Source organism: Rhodococcus sp. H36-A4 (genome assembly GCF_027158005.1).
In the GTDB taxonomy this organism is placed as follows: domain Bacteria; phylum Actinomycetota; class Actinomycetes; order Mycobacteriales; family Mycobacteriaceae; genus Rhodococcoides.
The window spans coordinates 90,324-109,927 of sequence record NZ_JAPVLQ010000007.1; the positions used below are offsets into that span (position 1 = coordinate 90,324).

18 protein-coding genes and 1 pseudogene are annotated in these 19,604 nt (G+C 61.1%); 7 read left to right on the forward strand and 12 right to left on the reverse strand.

The features are described 5' to 3' along the window. Positions 1-70 precede the first annotated feature (70 nt). Together O1W68_RS19025 and O1W68_RS19030 are read left to right on the forward strand one after the other, a co-directional pair. A complete protein-coding gene (locus tag O1W68_RS19025; RefSeq protein ID WP_269306221.1) occupies positions 71-1,078 on the forward strand; it encodes a class I SAM-dependent methyltransferase in 1,008 nt (335 codons plus the stop codon). Between the two features lie 112 nt (positions 1,079-1,190). Beyond that, on the forward strand, positions 1,191-2,786 hold the full coding sequence (locus tag O1W68_RS19030; protein ID WP_269306222.1) for an ABC-F family ATP-binding cassette domain-containing protein: 1,596 nt from the start codon (positions 1,191-1,193) through the stop codon (positions 2,784-2,786). Between the two features lie 75 nt (positions 2,787-2,861). Here O1W68_RS19030 and O1W68_RS19035 read toward each other — a convergent pair whose 3' ends face one another. From O1W68_RS19035 to O1W68_RS19050, 4 genes are all read right to left on the reverse strand, one after another. After that, a complete protein-coding gene (locus tag O1W68_RS19035; RefSeq protein WP_269306223.1) occupies positions 2,862-3,662 on the reverse strand; it encodes an acyl-CoA thioesterase in 801 nt (266 codons plus the stop codon). A 99-nt stretch (positions 3,663-3,761) separates the two neighbouring features. After that, a complete protein-coding gene (locus tag O1W68_RS19040; protein ID WP_269306225.1) occupies positions 3,762-5,024 on the reverse strand; it encodes an RNA polymerase sigma factor in 1,263 nt (420 codons plus the stop codon). 4 nt (positions 5,025-5,028) lie between these two features. Then, positions 5,029-5,460, reverse strand: coding sequence for a YciI family protein (locus O1W68_RS19045; RefSeq protein WP_269306228.1), 432 nt, complete (start codon positions 5,458-5,460; stop codon positions 5,029-5,031). Positions 5,461-5,587: 127 nt separating this feature from the next. Further along, positions 5,588-6,121, reverse strand: a complete 534-nt coding sequence (locus tag O1W68_RS19050) for a CGNR zinc finger domain-containing protein (RefSeq protein ID WP_269306230.1) — start codon at positions 6,119-6,121, stop codon at positions 5,588-5,590. A gap of 38 nt (positions 6,122-6,159) precedes the next feature. Between O1W68_RS19050 and O1W68_RS19055 the strand changes: the two genes are divergently transcribed. Together O1W68_RS19055 and O1W68_RS19060 are read left to right on the forward strand one after the other, a co-directional pair. After that, a complete protein-coding gene (locus O1W68_RS19055) occupies positions 6,160-7,191 on the forward strand; it encodes an EamA family transporter (RefSeq protein ID WP_269306231.1) in 1,032 nt (343 codons plus the stop codon). Continuing rightward, complete coding sequence (locus tag O1W68_RS19060; protein WP_269306233.1) at positions 7,188-7,868, forward strand: nucleoside/nucleotide kinase family protein; 681 nt, start codon at positions 7,188-7,190, stop codon at positions 7,866-7,868. The genes O1W68_RS19055 and O1W68_RS19060 overlap by 4 nt, the downstream gene beginning before the upstream one ends. Before the next feature lie 12 nt (positions 7,869-7,880). Here O1W68_RS19060 and O1W68_RS19065 read toward each other — a convergent pair. The 6 genes and pseudogenes from O1W68_RS19065 to O1W68_RS19090 form a co-directional block, all read right to left on the reverse strand. Continuing rightward, positions 7,881-8,238: pseudogene (locus O1W68_RS19065) on the reverse strand (VOC family protein). A gap of 107 nt (positions 8,239-8,345) precedes the next feature. Next, complete coding sequence (locus O1W68_RS19070) at positions 8,346-8,843, reverse strand: SRPBCC family protein (protein WP_269306235.1); 498 nt, start codon at positions 8,841-8,843, stop codon at positions 8,346-8,348. Between the two features lie 40 nt (positions 8,844-8,883). Beyond that, entirely contained in the window at positions 8,884-10,023 is a 1,140-nt protein-coding gene (locus O1W68_RS19075; protein ID WP_269306236.1) for a serine hydrolase domain-containing protein, read from the reverse strand. Further along, complete coding sequence (locus tag O1W68_RS19080; RefSeq protein WP_269306238.1) at positions 10,016-10,642, reverse strand: TetR/AcrR family transcriptional regulator; 627 nt, start codon at positions 10,640-10,642, stop codon at positions 10,016-10,018. The genes O1W68_RS19075 and O1W68_RS19080 overlap by 8 nt, the downstream gene beginning before the upstream one ends. Beyond that, positions 10,639-12,174, reverse strand: a complete 1,536-nt coding sequence (locus tag O1W68_RS19085) for a class I adenylate-forming enzyme family protein (protein ID WP_269306318.1) — start codon at positions 12,172-12,174, stop codon at positions 10,639-10,641. The genes O1W68_RS19080 and O1W68_RS19085 overlap by 4 nt, the downstream gene beginning before the upstream one ends. A 58-nt stretch (positions 12,175-12,232) precedes the next feature. Beyond that, positions 12,233-12,892, reverse strand: a complete 660-nt coding sequence (locus tag O1W68_RS19090; protein WP_269306240.1) for a nitroreductase family protein — start codon at positions 12,890-12,892, stop codon at positions 12,233-12,235. Positions 12,893-13,070: 178 nt separating this feature from the next. Between O1W68_RS19090 and O1W68_RS19095 the strand changes: the two genes are divergently transcribed. The 3 genes from O1W68_RS19095 to O1W68_RS19105 all read left to right on the forward strand — a co-directional run bounded on the left by O1W68_RS19095 (position 13,071) and on the right by O1W68_RS19105 (position 16,916). Then, positions 13,071-14,978 (forward strand): flavin-containing monooxygenase, encoded by a 1,908-nt coding sequence (locus tag O1W68_RS19095; protein WP_269306242.1) that lies wholly within the window; start codon positions 13,071-13,073, stop codon positions 14,976-14,978. Positions 14,979-15,010: 32 nt separating this feature from the next. Next, positions 15,011-15,979, forward strand: a complete 969-nt coding sequence (locus O1W68_RS19100; protein WP_269306244.1) for an isopenicillin N synthase family dioxygenase — start codon at positions 15,011-15,013, stop codon at positions 15,977-15,979. Positions 15,980-16,067: 88 nt separating this feature from the next. Next, a complete protein-coding gene (locus tag O1W68_RS19105; protein ID WP_269306246.1) occupies positions 16,068-16,916 on the forward strand; it encodes an aldo/keto reductase in 849 nt (282 codons plus the stop codon). A 12-nt stretch (positions 16,917-16,928) separates the two neighbouring features. Here O1W68_RS19105 and O1W68_RS19110 read toward each other — a convergent pair whose 3' ends face one another. Next, positions 16,929-18,479, reverse strand: a complete 1,551-nt coding sequence (locus tag O1W68_RS19110) for an FAD-dependent oxidoreductase (protein ID WP_269306248.1) — start codon at positions 18,477-18,479, stop codon at positions 16,929-16,931. Positions 18,480-18,529: 50 nt separating this feature from the next. Beyond that, on the reverse strand, positions 18,530-19,546 hold the full coding sequence (locus O1W68_RS19115) for an AurF N-oxygenase family protein (protein WP_269306250.1): 1,017 nt from the start codon (positions 19,544-19,546) through the stop codon (positions 18,530-18,532). Between the last annotated feature and the right edge of the window lie 58 nt (positions 19,547-19,604).

The window sequence follows — 19,604 nt, forward strand, 5'->3', positions numbered from 1 at the left end:
TTCGGTCCTGGAAAACTAGAACGTGTACTAGTTTGAGGTCGAGGATGACCGTCGTCGAAAGGGTGTAGACGTGGACTGGTATCGGATCAAGACCGCTGTAACGGGAATCAAGAGGCTCGCGACGCTTTCGGACGAGGACAAGCAGTCGGCCATCGACGCATTTCAGTTCTTCCAACGCATGCAAGCCGGTGAGTCGACCGACACAGCTGACGAGACCAAGGCCGTCGCGGACTACTACAAGGTCCTGAACAACATGCTGTCGGTGTTCGATTTGGAGAAGCTCTACATTCCGCCGTTGCTCGATGGAAAGCAAGGGCTCTACGGCAACCAGATCCTGCTCGAGAAGGCGCTCCTGAAAGAGTTGGCGTTGAAGGACTCCGCCCAGTCCCATCTACTCGACATGGGATGTGGACGTGGCCGAATCGCGCACCACTTGGCCACGCTGACCGGAGGGCAGGTTTCGGGCTACAACATCGACCCCAATCAGCTCGAGAATGCCGACGAATGGGCGGCCAGATGTGGCATGAGTGATCGACTGCACTTCAAGTTCGGAGATCACCACAAGCCTCTCGACTACGAGTCCGAGTCCTTCGATGGCTGCTTTTCCGTCCAGGCAGTCTGGCCGTTCTTCAAGAAGGACGAGCTCGATGCCCACGCCGAGGAGATGTACCGGGTCCTCAAACCAGGCGGACGCTATGCCTGCTCGGAGTACCTGCTGACGCCGTACTTCGACTGGGAAAACGAAGAGCACGTCACCCTTCACAAGTTGTTCCTGCCCACGCTTGCAGCGACTCAGTCGATGTACCCGGCAGATGTGTGTGCGGCCCTCGAGCGAGCAGGCTTCCGGATCGTGCTGTCGGCTCCGTCGAAAAGCGAAGCATGGCCTCTGTGCGATGAGAAGGCCAACCTGATACGCCGCGGACGCAAGGCAGTTCGCGGGCTGGAAAGAGTGAAGGTCGTGCCGCCGTGGGTCGAAGAGTCGCTCCAACTCCTTCAGACCGGAGCCGAAGCCTGGAATCAGGCCGAGCGTGCGAAGATCGCGGACCTCAACTGGCGGATCGTGGCAGAAAAGGTCTGACAGGACGGAGACCAGCGCCGATGTCACAGCAGCTCACTGCGCTCCGCCCGGTACAGTGGGCGGGCTGGTTCAACACTGAACCGGAACCCGTATCCCCAGGAGTTGTTTTTCGTTGAGCTGGATCCGCTTGAACGACGTTGCCAAGGGATACGACCAGAAAGTGATGCTGCGTGAGGTCTTCTTCCGCCTCGCAGACGGTGACCGCGTCGGCCTGATCGGTCGGAACGGTACCGGCAAGACCACCCTCCTGCAGCTGTTACTCGGTCGTGAGACCCCGGATTCGGGCACGGTCGACGTCACCGAGGGCGCACGGATCGGTTACTTCTCGCAGTTCTCCGAACTCGACGGCGAGCGCAGCATCCAAGCCGAATTGGAATCGCTGTTCACCGAGGTTCACGCGATCGAACTAGAACTCGCCGAGGTCGAGGGCAAGCTCGGGGGAGACCTCGACGAGAAGGAGATGTACCGCCTCGTCGACCGTCAGGCCGAACTGCTGGACCTGATGGAGCACAAGGGCGGCTGGACGTACCACCAGGAAATCGACACCGTGCTCTCGATGCTCGGGTTCAACCCCGAGCGCCGCGAATTGGCGGTCGACCGGTTGTCCGGCGGTTGGCGAAACAGAGCAGCTCTGGCCAAGATTCTGATCGAAGCCCCGGATGTGTTGTTGCTCGACGAGCCGACCAACTTCCTCGACGTCGCAGGCATCGCCTGGCTCGAGCGGTGGTTGCGCGACTTCCGTGGCGCACTGCTCGTCGTCTCGCACGACCGTGCATTCCTCGAGCAGGTCGTCACCGGCATAGTCGAAATCGAGAACCACCACCTGCAGACATACGAAGGCAGCTACTCGGACTACGTTCAGCAGAAACAGTTTCGGCTCAAGAATCTCGAACGCGAGTTCAGCAACGAACAGCAATTGCTGGCCTACGAACAAGAGGCGATCAGCGACCGCAAAGAAGCTGTCAAAAACCCGAGTGGTGTGCTCAAGCGTCGTCTGGCGAACATCAAGAAGAGCAAAGCGCCGCGTCCGGTGGACACCGTCGTCTCCGCGATCTACGGCGGACTCCATGTGCACGACAACCTGGCCGAGATCTCGGGAATCTCGAAAAGCTATGGCGACCAACAACTCTTCGACAGTGTGTCCTTCACTGTTCATCGCGGAGACCGCATCGCCATCACCGGGCCGAACGGCTGCGGCAAGACTACGTTGGTCGATATCCTCACCGGTTCGGAACAACCGGACAGCGGAAAGATCAAATGGAAGACCAAGGCGCCGTCGTTCATCTATTACAACCAGGTGCTCGCCGACCTCGACCTCGATGACACGGTCACCCATTCGGTCAACGCGATGCCCGACAGCCTGGCCCTGACGGCGACGAAGAAGGAAGTCAATCGCTTCCTGACATTGCTGCAGTTTTCCGAGATGGACCTCAAAACGCGTATCGGCGTGCTGTCCGGTGGGCAGAAAGCGCGTGTGGCGTTGGCGCAGTGTCTGTTGTTCGGCGCCGGTGTGATCGTGCTCGACGAACCGACCAACCACCTCGACCTGCAGAGCACCCAGGTGCTCGAACGGGCATTGATGGCGTTCCCGGGAGCCGTGATTCTCGTGAGTCACGACAGGTTCTTCGTCGAGAAGGTCGCGTTCCGGCAACTGTCCTTCGACGGCAAGGGCGGAGTGCAAGAAATCGCAGGCGTTCACATGGCGTAGTAAGCGCCCGTTCTGCACACTATCGGGCGGTATCGACGGGATCCCGTCGATACCGACCGATAGTGTGCAGAACCGTCAGTCCTTGTAGTAAACGACCTGATGGCTGGTCGCGAGCAGGCTGCCGTCGGTGCCCCATAGTTCGGCCGACTGATCGAAATATCCCTGATTGAACCGTCGGGTGCTCGCGGTACCGAGGACATAATCGTCGGACTGGATCTTCAGGTCTTCAGTCGTGGCGAAATAGTGGATGGTGAGCGAAATCGTCCCTGCTGGAACGAATTTGCCGCGACGCTGAAACACGCGCGGATAGAAGATGTCGCACATCGAGGTCAGTGACGCGAAATCGAGCGGCCGCGGGGGAGCGTCGCGCACCCATAATGTCGCGGTCGAGTCTGCTGACTCTTCTTCGATGAGTTTGCCTGCTGCGAAGCGCATATCGTAGTTCTTTGCCCAAGCGATGAAATCAGGGAAGCTTTCATCGTCGAGATCGGACGGCGCCGGTGCGGCAGGGGAAGATGCCTCGACGTCGTTCCAGGTTTCCCGACGCGTCCCGAACACTGCCGTTGCGGTGGTGGCGACCACGCCGTTCTGAGTCAGTTCCAGATACCAATGCTGATTGCTGCGGTTGGTGCGAACAGCGCGAGTGGAAACTTCGAACGCACCGTCGGCAATGGGGCCGGCGAAGTTGATCGTGATCGAAATCGGTTCGCCGAGCCGATCGGGATGTTCTTCGACAGCGCGAATCAACGTTGCTGCTGTGAGACCGCCAAACGGTCCGACCATGTTTTTGTATGAAGTGGATGTGTGGCCTCGAACGACGCCGTCGCGGACAGCCTCCAGCGTCAGTGCGTCGTCGAAGGCGTGTGTGTCGGTCATGAGGCTCCCGGAAGTGTGTTCAATACTATGCTGCGCGTCATAGTATCCGAGTCGAAGTATCAAGGCAGTGCTGCCTGCACCCAATCGAGGTCTCGTCGATCACCGCGGAGCACTTCCAAGTCCGGCGGCCTTGGCGGTCAACACCGCTCGCTCACGCTCGTTGCCCGCCAACCTTGCAGCCTCGAGTAATTCGATGCGTGCTTCGTCGATTCGACCGAGTTGGGCAAGAAGGTCTCCTCGCACACTCGGCAACAGGTGGTAACCGGACAGCGTTCCCGCACTGACGAGCTTGTCGACGTACTCCAGGCCGATGACCGGGCCGTAGGCCATCGAGAGAGCTGCTGCAAGATTGAGATCGACGACCGGCGAGGGCGCCAGCTGCTGTAATGCCTGGTACAGCAACACGATTCGCTTCCAGTCGGTATCGGCGAAAGTCGCCGCGACGGCGTGGCATTCCGCGATCCCTGCCTGCAGGCTGTACGGGCCGCGACCACGCCCGATAGCGTCGGCGCGTGCCAGCGACGTCAGGCCTCGGGTGATCTGCCCGCGATCCCACCTTGTGCGGTTCTGCTCGGACAACAGAATCGGCACACCGTCGGGGTCGGTGCGAGCGCCGAACCGTGACGCAGTCAGTTCCATCAACGCTACCAAGCCATGTACTTCGGGCTCGTGCGGAACCAGTTCGGCCAGGATGCGTGCCAACCGCAGCGCTTCGTTGCTGAGGTCGGTGCGCATCCACTCCTCACCCGAACTGGCTGCGTAACCCTCGTTGAATACCAGATACACAACGCTGAGGACCCCTCCGAGCCTGCCGGCAAACTCCGCACGCTCCGGAACCTCGAATGTGACTTTTGCCGCGGTGAGCGTCTTCTTGGCCCGCACGATGCGCTGCTGAACCGTCGTTGTCGGTATCAGAAACGCCTTCGCGATCTCTTCGGTTGTCAGCCCACCGACTACTCGAAGCGTCAATGCCACCTGAGCTTTTCGATTGAGAACCGGATGGCACGCAATGAAGATCAGCCGCAGGATGTCGTCGTCGATACGGTCGGGATCCCACGTCTCGTTTTCGACTGCCGAGGCGTCGTTGTCCAACGCCCGGGCAAGGTGCGCATACCGCTCGTCGAGTCGATCCTTGCGGCGCCATCCGTCGATCGCCCGCCTTCTTGCGACCGACGTCAGCCATGCGGCCGGGTTGCGGGGAACGCCCGAAGTGGGCCACTGCTCCACGGCTTCGAGCAGGGCCTGTCCGGCAAGATCCTCGGCGAGATCGAGATCGCCGACAGTTCGGGTGAGCGTGGCGAGAATTTTCGCCGACTCGATCCGCCACACGGCCTCGATCTCGCGTCGAACATCTGCGGTCATAGTTTCAGGAAGAAACAGGTCGATCGGTGCCGAGCTCTTCGCGCCAACCCGCTTCTTTGCGAATGTATTCGTTGCTCTGATCGAACTCTTCCATCTCGGTGACGCGACGGACCTCGAGCTTCACTCCGGGGCCGAGCGGGCAGCGCTTGGCCCATTCGACGGCCTCGTCCTTCGACGAGGTCTGGATGATCCAGAATCCCGAGAACAACTCCTTGGTCTCTCCGTACGGGCCGTCGGAGATGACCGGTGTCTCGGCATCGAAGTCGACGATGAAGCCCTCTTCCGGCCCCGCCAATCCTTCACCCGCAAGGAGTACCCCGGCCTTGAGTAGCGACTCGTTGTACGCACCCATGGCGTTGATGATCTCGGCAAAATCCATGTCCTTGGACGCTTCGATGGCCTCGTCGGTGGTGCGCATGATCAACATGTACTTCATTTCGGTTCTCCTCTGCTTGCGGGACGTCCTCTTCGGTCCTCTACCTATACGTCGAACGGGTCGAGAATCGATCGACATCAGCTGAGAAAGAAATCTACTTCCTTGGATGATTCGGGCTCGCCGACCGTCACGAACCGCCTCGCCTGGCGCGAAACGCCGCGACCGCAGTCCTGTTTCCGCAGGAAGAAGAGCAGAATTTGCGGGAACGGTTGCGGGAAAGGTCGAACACGATGCCGCCGCAGTCGGCCGCGCAGACGTCGAGCCTGGAGAGTTCGTCGGCACGAATCACATCGATCATCGCCATGGCAGTCTCGACGGCGATCCTGTCGGCCAAAGGTCTGTCATCGCTCACCGCATGTAGATGCCAGTCGACGTCTCCATGTCGGACCAGCCGCGGCAGTGCTTCGGCGTCGGCGAGGATCTGGTTGACGATCACCACGGCGCCGTCGCGGTCGCTGATGAGCATTTCTCGTAACAGTGGCCGCAGCGCGCGTACTGCGTCGAGCTCGGCGAGATCGCCGTCGAATCTGCCGGTGTAGCCCTGCTCGACGAAGAACGCTGACAGTTGTGCGAGCGTCGTCATCGTGTCCGGATCCTCCGCCGAGTTCACCAAGACGACAGCGGACAGCATCGCCCCTTCGGTGTCATGAGCAAAAATCATGTTGACACCTTACATCGCAATCCTTAACGTAAGGTGCCATGACGAGTTTGACCGATGACATTCGCGTGCAGCCAACCTCCCGGTTGGCCTCGGGACTCGGCCTGGCCGTAGTGTCCTCCGCGGCGTTCGGCCTCTCCGGACCACTGGCAAAGGGGCTTCTCGACGCCGGTTGGACTGCTGGGGCCGCGGTGACCGCGCGAGTTCTGATCGCAGCAGCGGTCCTTGCTCTTCCCGGTGCCTTGGCGATGCGGGGCCGCTGGAATCTCGTACCCCGCAGCCTGGGAACCATCGTCGCGTACGGGGCGATCGCGGTCGCGGGATGTCAGCTCGCGTTCTTCAACGCTGTCGGTTACATGCAGGTCGGTGTTGCACTACTGATCGAATTCACTTCGCCTGTCGCAGTCATCGGCTGGATGTGGTTGCGCCACAAGCAACGTCCGACGGTCAAGACCGTCTTCGGTGCGGCAGTGGCGGCGGTCGGACTGGTGTTCGTGCTCGACTTGATCTCGGGTGCAGCGATCGACCCGATCGGAGTTCTGTGGGCGCTCGGTGCGATGGCCGGAGCAGCCGTCTACTGGATCATGTCGGCCGAAGAAGGGCACGGTCTACCGCCGTTGGCGCTCGCGGCGGGTGGGCTGTTGTTCGGCGGAATGATCCTGATGCTGGCGGGGTTGGTCGGGATCGTGCCGTTCGCCGCCACCACCTCGAATGTGATCCTTGCCGGTGCAAGCGTGCCCTGGTGGGTGTCGATCGCATTGTTGGGCGTGGTCACAGCCGCACTCGCGTACGTCTGCGGAATCGCTGCGATCCGCAGGCTCGGCTCGCGCCTCGCCTCGTTCGTCGGGCTTACCGAGGTCCTGTCCGCTCTCGTATTCGCATGGCTCTTGCTCGGTGAGACACCGCGGCTCGTACAGGTGTGCGGTGGTGGCCTCATTCTGCTCGGGGTTGTGATCGTCAAGCTCGGGGAGCCGAAAGGTGATCCTGCCGGTGCAGGGCATGATGGATGTGTGGGTGGTATTTCGCCGGTGGCGTGCGCGCCCGAGCCTGCCGAGAGGAAAGTTCTGGAGTGAGCAAGCATCAACCGGTGTATCGCGCGGAATCGTTCGATCGGATGCTCGAGTACATGGCCGAGCGAGCTCGCGACTCGATCAGCTCCGGCGAACGAAAGATCTTGGGTATCACCGGTCCCCCCGGCTCAGGAAAGTCGACGGTGTGTAAGGCTCTCGGCGAGGTGCTCGGAGCGAAGGCCGCGATCGTCGAGATGGACGGATTCCACCTCTCGAACAGCGAGCTGAACAGACTCTCCATGCGCGACCGCAAAGGGGCGCCCGACACGTTCGATGTGGACGGGTACGTCGCCTTGCTCGGGCGCCTACGCAAGCAGGACTCCGAGGTGGTCTACGCACCCCGATTCGATCGCGGATTGGAGGAATCGGTCGGATCAGCAGTGCCGATTCTGCGCAGCACTGCTCTGATCATCACCGAAGGCAACTACCTGCTGTCCGCGGACGGGGGATGGCAGCGTGTTCGACCGGCACTCGATGAGGTGTGGTACCTCGACGTCTCACAGAGCATTCTCACCGAACGATTGATCAGCAGACAGCGTCGTCACGGGAAAGCGCTCGCCGATGCACGTATGTGGACCGAACGAGTGGATCTTCCCAACTCGAATATCGTTGCAGGGGCGCGTGAGCAAGCCGATCTGGTGTTTGCAGTGCCAGAGGATCCGAATTCATACCGCGGATAGCCCCGATGTCCATCACGGGCCCCAAACTCCGAGTTCGTTGCCACTGGGATCGGTGAAGTGAAAGCGTCGACCGCCGGGAAACTCGTAGGGGTCGTTCAGCAGCATGCCGCCGGCTGTACGTACGGACTCCAACGTCGAATCGAGGTCATCGGAATACAAGAGTACGAGTGGGCCGCCCCTCGGTGCAGGTTCGTCCACCAGCGCCAGGCCGCCCACTTCATTGCCGTCGGCACCGACGATCCCTGCATACCCAGGGCCGTAGCTATTGAAATCCCACCCGAATGCGTTTCGGTAGAACGCTTGGGCACCAGGGAGATCGGTCACGAAAAAACTCGATGTAGTTCAGTCGATGATGCATGTTCTCGGTCATGGTGGAGATTCTCACATGGAGTGCGAGCACGATGTGCCACCTGCACGCCGAGCAAGTGGATTCCCGCCCAATCCGGTGCGAGCGGAACACCGTGCCCGCCCGGTGTTCTACGAGGCAGTCGGCTCTGCGAGGATTCCGTCGATTTGGCACATTGCTGTCACCAAGTCCTCATCCATCTTCATCTCAGCCATGGGTTGCATCTGATCCGCGGTATCGAAAGTCATCGTCGTAGTCATCCGGGTCCGACCGTCGATGTCCATCAGTACTACGACGGCGTGCGCAGTGCCCATGTCTTCTATGGGTTCCCAATTGTCGTCGGCAAACCCGTCGTCGAAGGACAAGGTTCGCGGAGCATCGATTGCGGTGATCGACCACCGTCCCCGAACTTTCTGCCCGTGGGAACCGAGCATGTAGTAGTGCGCCACCCCGCCTGGTTCGAATTCATGGGTCTCGAACGTCGCCGGCGACGTATTTGTAGCCCACCACAGTTCGAGCTTGCGCGGGTCTGCCCAGATCTGCCAGACGCGTTCGACTTGCGCGTCGAACTCGGCAACGATCGTGAAGACGAGGTTCTTCTCGTCTTTGTCGGTACTGATGACAGTCATCGCATCTCTTCCTGCTCTTCTCGACTCGTCGAGTTTCTTCTCATGAGCTCGCGCCCAGCGCGGCGTACGTGGCCTGTAGATAGTGCTCAGCTCGATCGGATCCGATGATCCCCTCACCCATGCGATTCATCATGTAAGAGAACGTCATTCCGCTCTCGGGGTGCATGACGACCAGTGACCCACCCCATCCGCCCCAGAAACATATCTTCTCGTCAGGAATGTAAGGAACCGTCTCCAATTGGGGCAGCGCGAATCCGATCCCGAAACGAAGCGGCACACCCAAGGCCAAATCGACGCCGCTACTCTGCTCGTCGAACGCAAGCTCTACCGCGTCGCGTCCGAGCAGACGTACACCGTCGACCGTTCCGCCGAGTGAGAGCGCGGACAAGATCGTCGCGACGGAGCGAGCATTGCCGTGACCGTTGAGCGCACCCAGCTCGGCGCGGCGCCAGGGCGCGGTGTTCGCGGACTCGGCGTCGATCAGCGGGCCCAGGAAGGTCCGGCGTCGCACTTTCGACGGGTCGGGAATCTTCGACGAAGTGCTCACGGGTGGCGGCACGACGGCGGCGATGCGTGCCCAGTCCTGCTCGTGAGCACCGATCTGGAAGTCGGCGCCGAGAGGGCGAGCGATATCTTCGGCGACGAACTGCGCCAACGTCTTACCCGCTGTGCGGCGCACGAGTTCGCCGACGAGATGCCCTTGCGTCGCGGCGTGGTACCCGGACGTGGTGCGCGAATCCCACCACGGCGCTTGCGCAGCCAATCGAGAAGTGGCCGGCTCCCAGTCGTACATGTTCTCGGTGGTGAACGGTGCGTCCCAACCCGAGACGCCGGATGTGTGCGACAGCAGGTGCCGCACCTCGATATCCTGTTTGCCGTTGGCCTCGAACTCGGGCCAGTACTTCGCAACCGGTGCATAGGGGTCCAGGAGTCCGCGATCCATCAGCATCAATGCGGCGAGGTTGGTGACCGTCTTGGTTGTCGACCAGACATTGGTGATCGTGTCTCGAACCCACGGACGAGTGCAAGCAGAATCGCTGTGCCCGCCCCAGATATCGACGACACGGCGGCCGTCGATGTCGACGACGACCGAGGCGCCGAGTTCCGCACCCGAGTCGATGTCGGCAGCCAACGCATCGCGTACCTGACGAAAGCCCGGTTCCCAGTCTCCGTCAACCATTGCTCGACGCGCCGAGCAGTCGGTGCACGGCGAGATCGACGTAGGTGTCTGCGACGGCTTCGATGCTCAGATCACCTCCGTCATGGAACCAGTTGCTGATTCCGTTCAGCATGTCCGTCACCGCGAAGGCGGACACGCGGGCATCGGACACCGTGAACTCCCCGGAGCGCATACCGGCGGCGATGACCTCGCGCACGCGTCGTTGGTATCGACGCCGGTAGTCCTCGATCGTGGCTCGATGTTCCGGCGTCAGCGAGGCCAGCTCGTGGAGCCCGACGATGTACTCGACGCGTCGGAGGTTGAGGTGTACGAGATGTGCCCGCACCAGCGAGGCCAATCGTTCTGTGGGCGTGCCCGGTGCGTCGAGCAGCGGCAGATTCTCTTCTGAGGGCTCCTCGGTGACGGTGAGGCAGACTGCGAAGAGGATGTCTTCCTTGGACTGGAAGTGGTGGTACAGGCTTGCCCCGCGGATCCCGACTGCGTCGGCGATGTCACGCATGCCGACGTTGGCGTACCCGTCGCGAGCAAAGATCTCTGCCGCTTTCGACGCTATGTCCTCGCGGCGGCGTTGCGTTCGGATCTGGCGTGGGACGACGGCTTCTCGGTCGGGTGCGGTCATACGGGCTCCTCCGCCGCGGTGGCCATGGTTCGAAGGTTCCTCTTGAGGATCTTGCCCTGCGCGTCGACGGGTAGTTCTTCGACGATGTGCACGGATTTCGGAGCCTTGTAGGTCGCCAGTTCGATCCGGCAGTGCTCGATGATGGCCTGCGGATCGGGGGTGCACCCCTCACGCGCAATGACGAATGCTGTCACTGCCTCGGACCAATAGGGATCAGGCACTCCGACGACGGCGGCACGCAGCACCTCCGGGTGTGCGTGAATGGCGCGTTCGACTTCTTGCGAAGATACATTCATTCCCCCGGTCTTGATCATGTCCTTCATGCGATCGTAGAAGAACAGATTTCCGTCTGCGTCGACACGCACCATATCGCCTGTGTGGACCCAGCCGCCACGGAAAACTTCGGCGGTTCGTTCCTCGTCTTTGAAGTATCCGAGCATCACCGACGGAGTGCGACAGACCAATTCGCCGATCTCGGTGTCGTTGCCTTCAGCGTCGACGACCTTGACCTCGAGGTGTGTGACCGGCTTACCGATCCACGACGCGTCGCCACCGGGAATGTCGTCGAGGGTGGAGAACCAGCCGACCGAACCCAGTTGGGAAAGTTCGGACTGCCCCCAGTAGGTGCCCCAGATCGCCTCAGGTGCAGCGCTCGCCCACGCATCGATTGTGTGCGGGGAGACCTGGCCACCGTAGGTCAGACAGCGTCGAACCTGCCCGACGGCCGCGGTGCCGAACGACGGGTTTCGCGCTAGCGCCATATAGAATGTCGGTGTCTGGGCGATCACCGAGACCTTCTCGTCGGCGATGATCTGGAGCGACTGTGTCGGGTCGGCGGTTGCAGGTAGCACGAGTGTTGCGCCCATGAGGGTCAGCGTGGTCATCGATCCGAGGCCGGCGATGGTGTGGAACGGCATGACGAACAGCCAGGTGTCCTCGGGACCGGTCCGTAGACCCCAACTCCATGCAGGCGCGGTGGAGATGAGGAAGTTGCGATGCGGGATCATCACGCCCTTGGGTGCGGCCTCGGTGCCGGAGGTGTAAATGACCATGGCGACGTCGTTCTCGTCCATCTCGACTTCGGGATCGGTCAACGGTGTTTGCGCCGTCAGTTCTTCGTACTGTGCGCCGAACGTGACGAGCGTCGTCGACTCGGGCTTGACGCCGGAGATCGTGTCGGCGAATTCGACGTCGGCGACCACCACCGTTGGCTCTGCATGTTCGAGTTGGTGCCGCACCTCCGCGGACCGATACATGACGTTGATGCCCGTGAACGCGGCACCGATCTTGAGGGTGCCGTAGTACGCGATGACGACGTCGACGCTGTTGCGTGCCATCGACGCGACTCGGTCACCGTGCCGCACACCGAGTTCGAGGAGAAGGTTCGCGAACTGATTTGCCCGGGCGTCGAGCTCCCCGTACGTGGTGACCAGGCGTTCACCGTCGGCTCGGTAGCTGATGAACGCGGTCTTGTTCGGCTGCGTACGCGCGTGTCGACGGAGTTGATCTCCGATGGTGGCTCGGCCGATCATGGAACGGTGATGCTGGGCAGTGCCGGTCACGTGTCTTCTCCTGGAGAATTCGGTTGGCTCAGAGCGAGGGGGACAGGGCTTGCTCGAACATCGGCTGGGAGAACGTATCCAGGGCGACTATCTGCTCGACGGGATCGCGGCTCAGCTTCTTGGGGAACGAACGCTCGGGGTACCCGACGGCGATGTGTGCGGCGGTGATGTAACCCTCTGGAATCTCCAACAGCTCGCGCACCTTGGGTTCCTCGGCGCACAGCAGAGTGGTCACTGCGGTGGCAACTCCCTGGTCTCGCAGGCTCAGGCACAGGTTCTGCACTGTCGGATAGATCGACGCACCACCGACGACGGAGAGTCTGCCGAGTTCGTGATCGGTGGGGTGAAGTCCATCTTCTGCAGCGCACACGACCACGATTGCGGGTACCTCGGCCAGGTGACGGGCGAAGAAGTCGGCGTCCTGCACTGTCTTCGGGAGGGCGCCGACGGCCACTGTTCCGCCGGTGATACCGGAGAAGTAGGCATCCCACATCGGCAGATACAGTTCGGCGAGTGTCTGTTTGCGAGCTGCGTCGCGAACGACGATCCATCGCACCGGCTGTCGGTTACCGCCCTGGGGTCCGAAGCGGGCGACGTCGAAGGCCTTTCTGAACACCTCGTCGGGGACCGGATCGCTGAGGTATCGCCGGCAGGTTCCGGTCGTGCGCATTGCCTCGGTGAGCTCCATGTTGAATCCCTTCGCCTGTCCACTGTTAGGTAGTGCCTGAAGCATTGTGTGGTGTATGCCACATTGTCAAGTGGCAATTCTGTGGCTCCAGCCAGATACCTGAAGTGCTTGCGGAAATTTGCCTAACTGTGGTTAGTTTCAATGGTCCGTTCTCCTCGGGCGCTGAAGGAGGTCTTTCATGTCTGCACCTGTGAACGATGTCGATCGCGACCGGCTGGCTCGGGCGCTCGACTCGGCAAACATGCCGAGCCTGGTCGCAGTGCTGTATCAACTCACCGGCGATCACGCCTGGCTCGAGGCCCCATATCGCCCGACCCGCAGTCGTGGGATGGACGACAACGACGCAGGCGGGTTTGCGCCCGACGTTGCGGACGCCATTCGATCGGCCGCACTCGACGCCATCTCCGACCGGACGAACGGCACGCCCTCCGCGATTCCGTCGCCGTCCAGCGAACAACTCGTGGAGATGATCAGTGCCGCGGTAGGGGAGTCCGTGCCACCGGAATTCGCGTCGATGATCGCCGAGGACATGGGCTTTACGCCGATCGAGGATCAGGAGGTCACGCGCAGTGAGCTGTCGGTCATCGTAATCGGGGCCGGGGTGTCGGGCATGCTCGCGGCCATCAAGCTGCGTGAAGCCGGGATCGAACACGTTGTCCTGGAGAAGAATTCCGACGTAGGCGGCGGATGGTTCGAGAACACGTACCCCGGAGCCGGCGTCGACACTCCAAGCCACCTCTACTCGTACTCCTTCGCCCCACGAGCGTGGAGCACACACTTCGGCAAGCGCGACGAGGTCTGGCAGTACCTCAGCGATGTGGCTACCGATCACGACCTTCGGGACCGGATCCGATTCGACACCGAGGTCTCCACGTCCGTGTACGACTCCGAGCGCCAGCGGTGGACGGTCACCACGACCAGCGGCGAGATATTGACGGCAGACGTGGTCATCACAGCCACCGGCCAACTCAATCGCCCGAAGGTTCCCCCCATACCCGGCCTCGACTCGTTCCGTGGACCGATCTTCCACACCGCAGAGTGGCCCGAGGGTCTCGACCTGACGGGCAAGCGCGTTGCCATAGTCGGCACCGGTGCCAGCGCAATGCAGGTGCTTCCTGCTATCGCGTCGACGGTGGGTCACGCGACGGTGTTCCAGCGCTCGCCACAGTGGGTGGCGTCGAGTGACGTTTATTTCGCCCCCATAGACGACGACGTCAGCTATCTGATGGAGACGGTTCCGCTGTATAGGCTTTGGTATCGAGCGCGACTTGCTTGGAACTTCAACGACCGCGTCCACCCGTCGTTGCAGGTCGATCCGGAGTGGGAGAACCCTGCACAGTCGGTCAACGCGATCAACGACGCGCACCGCCGAGTATTCACCCGATACCTGGAGAACGCGCTGGAAGGCAGGCCGGATCTCATCGAGAAGTCGCTACCGGACTACCCCCCGTTCGGCAAGCGGATGTTGCTCGACAACGGGTGGTTCGCTGCCCTTCGCCGTGACAACGTCACCCTGGTGGCCGAAGGTGTCGCCTCGATCGGTGCTGACACAGTGCGGGGACAGCAGGGGACCGAGGTCGAGGTCGATGTCGTCATCCTGGCAACCGGCTTCGAGACGCACAAGTTGTTGACACCCATCGACGTTCGCGGCCGCTCTGGTAGATCGATCCGCGACGGGTGGGGCCCCGAGGACGCTCATGCGCACCTGGGCATCACCGTGCCGGACTTCCCCAACCTCTTCCTGACCTGCGGGCCCGGAACCGTCCTCGGGCACGGCGGTAGCTACATCACCATCGCGGAATGTCAGGTCCGCTACATCATGGATGTCCTGAAATACATGTCGGACAATCGAATCGGTGCAGTCGAGTGCAAGCCCGAAGTCGAAGAAGACTACGTACGACGACATGACGAGGCGCACTCGCGCATGATCTGGACGCACCCGGGGATGGACAACTGGTACCGAAACGACGCTGGACGGGTCGTATCGACATTGCCCTGGCGCATCGTCGACTACTGGGAAATGACCCACAGCGCCGACATGGGCGACTATCTCCTCGAAGAGGCACGGCAGGCATCGAGCGTCTGACAGAGCAGACGGAAGCGTCGATAATGGAATGCATGCTTCCCGTTCTCGATATGTCACTCGTCGACACCGATCCGGACGGCTTCCGGGCCGCCCTGTTGGACGCTGCACATCGATTCGGCTTCTTCTACCTGGTGGGCCACGGTGTGCCGCCGGCTCGCAGCGAGGAAGTCCTTCGACTCGCTCGCTCGTTCTTCGCCCTCGCGCCGGAGGAGAAGGACGAGATCTCGCAGCTGAACAGCCCACACTTCCGCGGCTACTCACGCCTGGGGGGCGAGCTGACCAACGGTGAAGTCGATTGGCGTGAACAGATAGATATCGGCCCCGAACGGCCTGTTATCGACGGCGCCGAGGGCTATTGGAATCTCCAAGGACCGAACCTCTGGCCGTCTGCACTCCCAGCTCTCGAGCCCGCGTTCGAATCCTGGGAAGTGATCATGTCCCAACTCGGGTTGCGAGTCCTGCGGCATTGGGCGTCGGCACTCGGCGCTTCCGAAGACGTGTTCGACGACGCATTCGCAGACAGTCCAGCGTCCTTGATCAAGATCGTCCGGTACCCCGGAAGCTCCGACAATCCGCAGGGCGTCGGTGCACACAAGGACTCCGGCGTCCTCACGCTCCTCCTCGTAGAACCGGACTCGGTGGGATTGCAGGTCGAAATCGAGGCGGGTGAATGGATCGACGTACCTCCCGTCGACGGCGCATTCATCGTCAACATCGGCGAACTGCTCGAAGTTGCGACGCAAGGCTATCTGCGTGCGACGCGACATCGAGTGCAAGCACCTCGAGCCGGCGCCGACCGAATTTCGATCCCCTTCTTTCTCAGCCCCGCGCTGGACGCCGTCATTCCGATCGTGTCGCTGCCCGAAGAGTTGGCGACGAAGTCCGCAGGGGTCGAGGCCGATCCGAACAATCCGATCTTCGACACCTATGGTGCCAATGCCTGGAAGTCGCGTACGCGAGCGCACCCCGACGTCGCCGAACTGCATCACGGGATCGCTTAGGCGTCTCACCTACGACCCGATCCGTGTAGATCTTGCTTCCGCGGGTACCCGAGTGCAGTATTCGATTGCGAACGGAGATGAAACACTCGTGAGCGTTGTCCCCACCATCACGTTGAACGACGGACACACCATTCCTCAACTGGGTTTCGGTGTGTTTCAGATCGAACCGGACAAGACCGCCGAGGCAGTGAAGACTGCCCTCGATATCGGTTATCGCCACATCGATACAGCCCAGATGTACGGTAACGAAAAGCAGGTCGGGCAGGGGATGCAGGAGTCCGGCCTGAGCCGCGGTGACGTCTTCGTGACGAGCAAGCTCAACAACGGATATCACCGCCCGGACGATGCGCGCACGGCATTCGACAAGACGCTGTCCGACCTCGATACCGACTACGTCGACTTGTTCCTCGTCCACTGGCCGCTACCGACGCGATACGACGGAGATTACGTCTCGACGTGGAAGACTCTCGAAGAATTCGCGAAGGACGGCCGCGCGCGCAGCATCGGTGTTTCCAATTTCCAGCCGGCGCACCTCGAGCGGCTGGCGAAGGAAATGGATACCGTTCCGGCAGTCAACCAGGTCGAGGTGCATCCGTACTTGGCGAACGAGGATGTTCGACGCTACGGCCGTGAACACGGCATCGCGACCGAGGCCTGGTCGCCGATTGCGCAAGGCAAGGTTCTCGAAGATCCGGTGCTCGCGTCGATCGCGTCGTCGACCGGCAAATCGACCGCGCAGGTTGTGCTGCGCTGGCATGTGCAGCGCGGCGACATCATCTTTCCCAAGTCGGTGACGCCGGACCGTGTCAGGGCGAACTTCGACATCTTCGACTTCGAACTCGGTGACGCCGATATGGATGCGATCACCGCTCTCGATCGTGGTGAAGATGGGCGTACCGGGCCGAACCCGGACACGTTCGACATGATTCCCGACTGACACACCGTCCGGTCAAAGGCGGCGCAGCCAACTGCGCCGCTTCAGGGGCGCAGGAGAGCCGATGTCGGCGAGCATGCCGCAATTGAAGTCGGCGACCAGATTTGACACGGTTCCCTGTGCGCACGACTTGTTGGTACCGATGAATGCTGACGGCCCCCGTTTGATCCAGCCGGTGACATAGGTTCCGGGAAACTTTGCACCGCCCGGTGATTCGAGGACACGGCCATCATCGTTCGGAATGATTCCTACTTGTTCGTCGAACGGCACACCCGCGATCGCCACACCGCGGTAGCCGATCGACGTCAAAACCAGTCCGGTGTCGACGGTCTCGACTTCACCCGTCGCGACGCTGAGAACCGTGCCGTCGATGCCCGTGTCGAGTGCCATGCGATCGAACTCGACACCGGTCACTACCGCATCACCGAGAATTCGCTTGGGGGAGAGGAGATAGCGCAGCATGATTCGCTTACCGCCTCTTCCCTCCGAGCCTTCGAGTCTCTGCAGCAGGCGCAATTTCTGAACGACTGCATGCGAGAGCTCGTCGGTTTCGGTCAGTGCGACCGTGGCTGCGTCGAGCACAATCTCGTCGCGATGAATCGAAACGTCCACCCCCGGGGTGCCGAGTAGGCCGGCGAACTCTGGAACCGTGAAAGCCGACTGTGCGATGCCGCGCCGGCCGACCACCAGTACCTCTTCGATCTTGGACTCTCGCAATGCTTTCAGAGCGTGATGGGGCACGTTCGTGCCGACGAGGCGGTCGGGATCGATCGTCAGGATTCGGGCCACGTCGAGGGCAACGTTTCCATTGCCGATGACGATCGCACGTTTGTGGGACAGGTCGTAGTGGCGATCGGCATGGTCGGGGTGACCGTTGTACCAGGCGACGAAGTCGGTGGCCGACCCACGACCGGCAAGCTTGGCGCCGGGAATCGTCAACTCCCGATCCGAAGATGCACCGACTGCGTAGATCACGGCATGATGCTGATCCAACAGCTGCTGGTGCGTAATGTCCTCTCCCACCTCGACACCGAGATGAAACCGGAATCCAGGCTGCGCAGCGATGGTGTCGAACAGTCGAGATACCTGACGGGTCTTTTCGTGGTCCGGCGCTACGCCCAATCGTGCCAGGCCGTGCGGCCGGGTCAGTCGGTCGTAGACGTCGACCTTCACACCAGGCTGGGTGAGAAGTTCATCGGCCGCATACATCGCCGAAGGTCCCGATCCGACGATGGCCACGCGAAGCGGCTGGCGCTCTCTGGTGACTGCCGGAGCCGGTGACACCGGTGCAAGCAACGGACGCGCAGGCCGTTCCCGCTTGTAGAAATCTGCATTGATCTGCAGAAACGGCAACTGCGCTTCGGTGAGCTTGGCTTTGGGCACGATTGCATCCACCGGGCACGCCGAGACGCAGGCACCACAGTCGACGCACGAGGACGGGTCGATATGCAGCATCTCGGCCGTCAGGAAGTCAGGCTCGTCCGGCGTCGGGTGAATGCAGTTGACAGGGCACGCGTAGACACATGACGCGTCGCTACAGCATGACTGAGTGACGATGTGAGGCATGAACTTCCTGACTTGCGACCCGGCTTAGTGGAGAGAAGTGAATTCGAAGCTCAGGCTGCGAATTGGCTGGAGCTGCGATCGGGTTCGCTGCGGTAGCGCGACGCTCTGCCATCGATTCCGCACACCTTCCACAATAGCTTTGCCGAGCGATTCATCATTCCGGTGTCTGTGGCCAGCATGCGAACGTCTCCGAAATAGTCCTGCAACGTGTGCTGGGATCGTTCCGTGCCCCAGAACAAGTCGTCTTTGACGTACTTCGGAATGTCGAACTTCTGCCAGAACTTCTTCGGTGGAATGGCGATGACGTCGCACAGGATCCGCATGGTGATGGGGAATGCCAACGACAGCAAGAAGCGTCCGACCCTGGACATCTTCGGCACCCGGCGACGCAAGAGCTGGTGCGCGAACGAGATGTGACGGGCTTCCTCGGCGACATGAATGACCATGACGCTCTGCATGATCGGATGAATCTCTGCACCCGATCGTAGAAACGCTTTCTGGATGTGATCGATCGGTTCCTCGCCGGCGAGGACCCCGACGAAGAACAGTTCGGGCAACAGCGTCGAGAACAGTGGGATGATCGGGGAGATCAACTTCATCGGACGGTTCATACCTGGCACGTCTGCATCGATGCGGTTGACCATCTCTTGGAACATGAGGGTGTGATTGCACTCCTCGATCGACTCGTGGGTGCAATAGCGAGCCTCGGCTGAGTCGTTCGGCAGCGAGAATACGTATTGCATCATCCCGCGAATGAGGATGTTCTCGAACTGCAATCCGACTTTGGCGATATTGGCTTGGCGCCACATACCGATAGCGATCTGACGGTCTTCCGGTAGCGCCTGATACCAGGCATGGCCGCCGAGCGGGTCTGTTGTCGCCGGGAGTATCCATCGGCGGTCGTCCTTGGTAACTTCGAACTCGCGAGAATCCCAGTCGATATCGACGTACGGATCGAAATGCTTGTCCACGGATCCTTCGGACAGGAGTCGAAGCGTCTCGTTGTACTGCTCGGCGTCCGCGTCGGTATCCGCCGATCGCGTGCGCGGTGCTGACGAAAGTGTCATCGCTGCTCCTTGGTTGGTTCGAAGGTGGGAGTTAATGTAACTCGTCGTATCAGTAAAT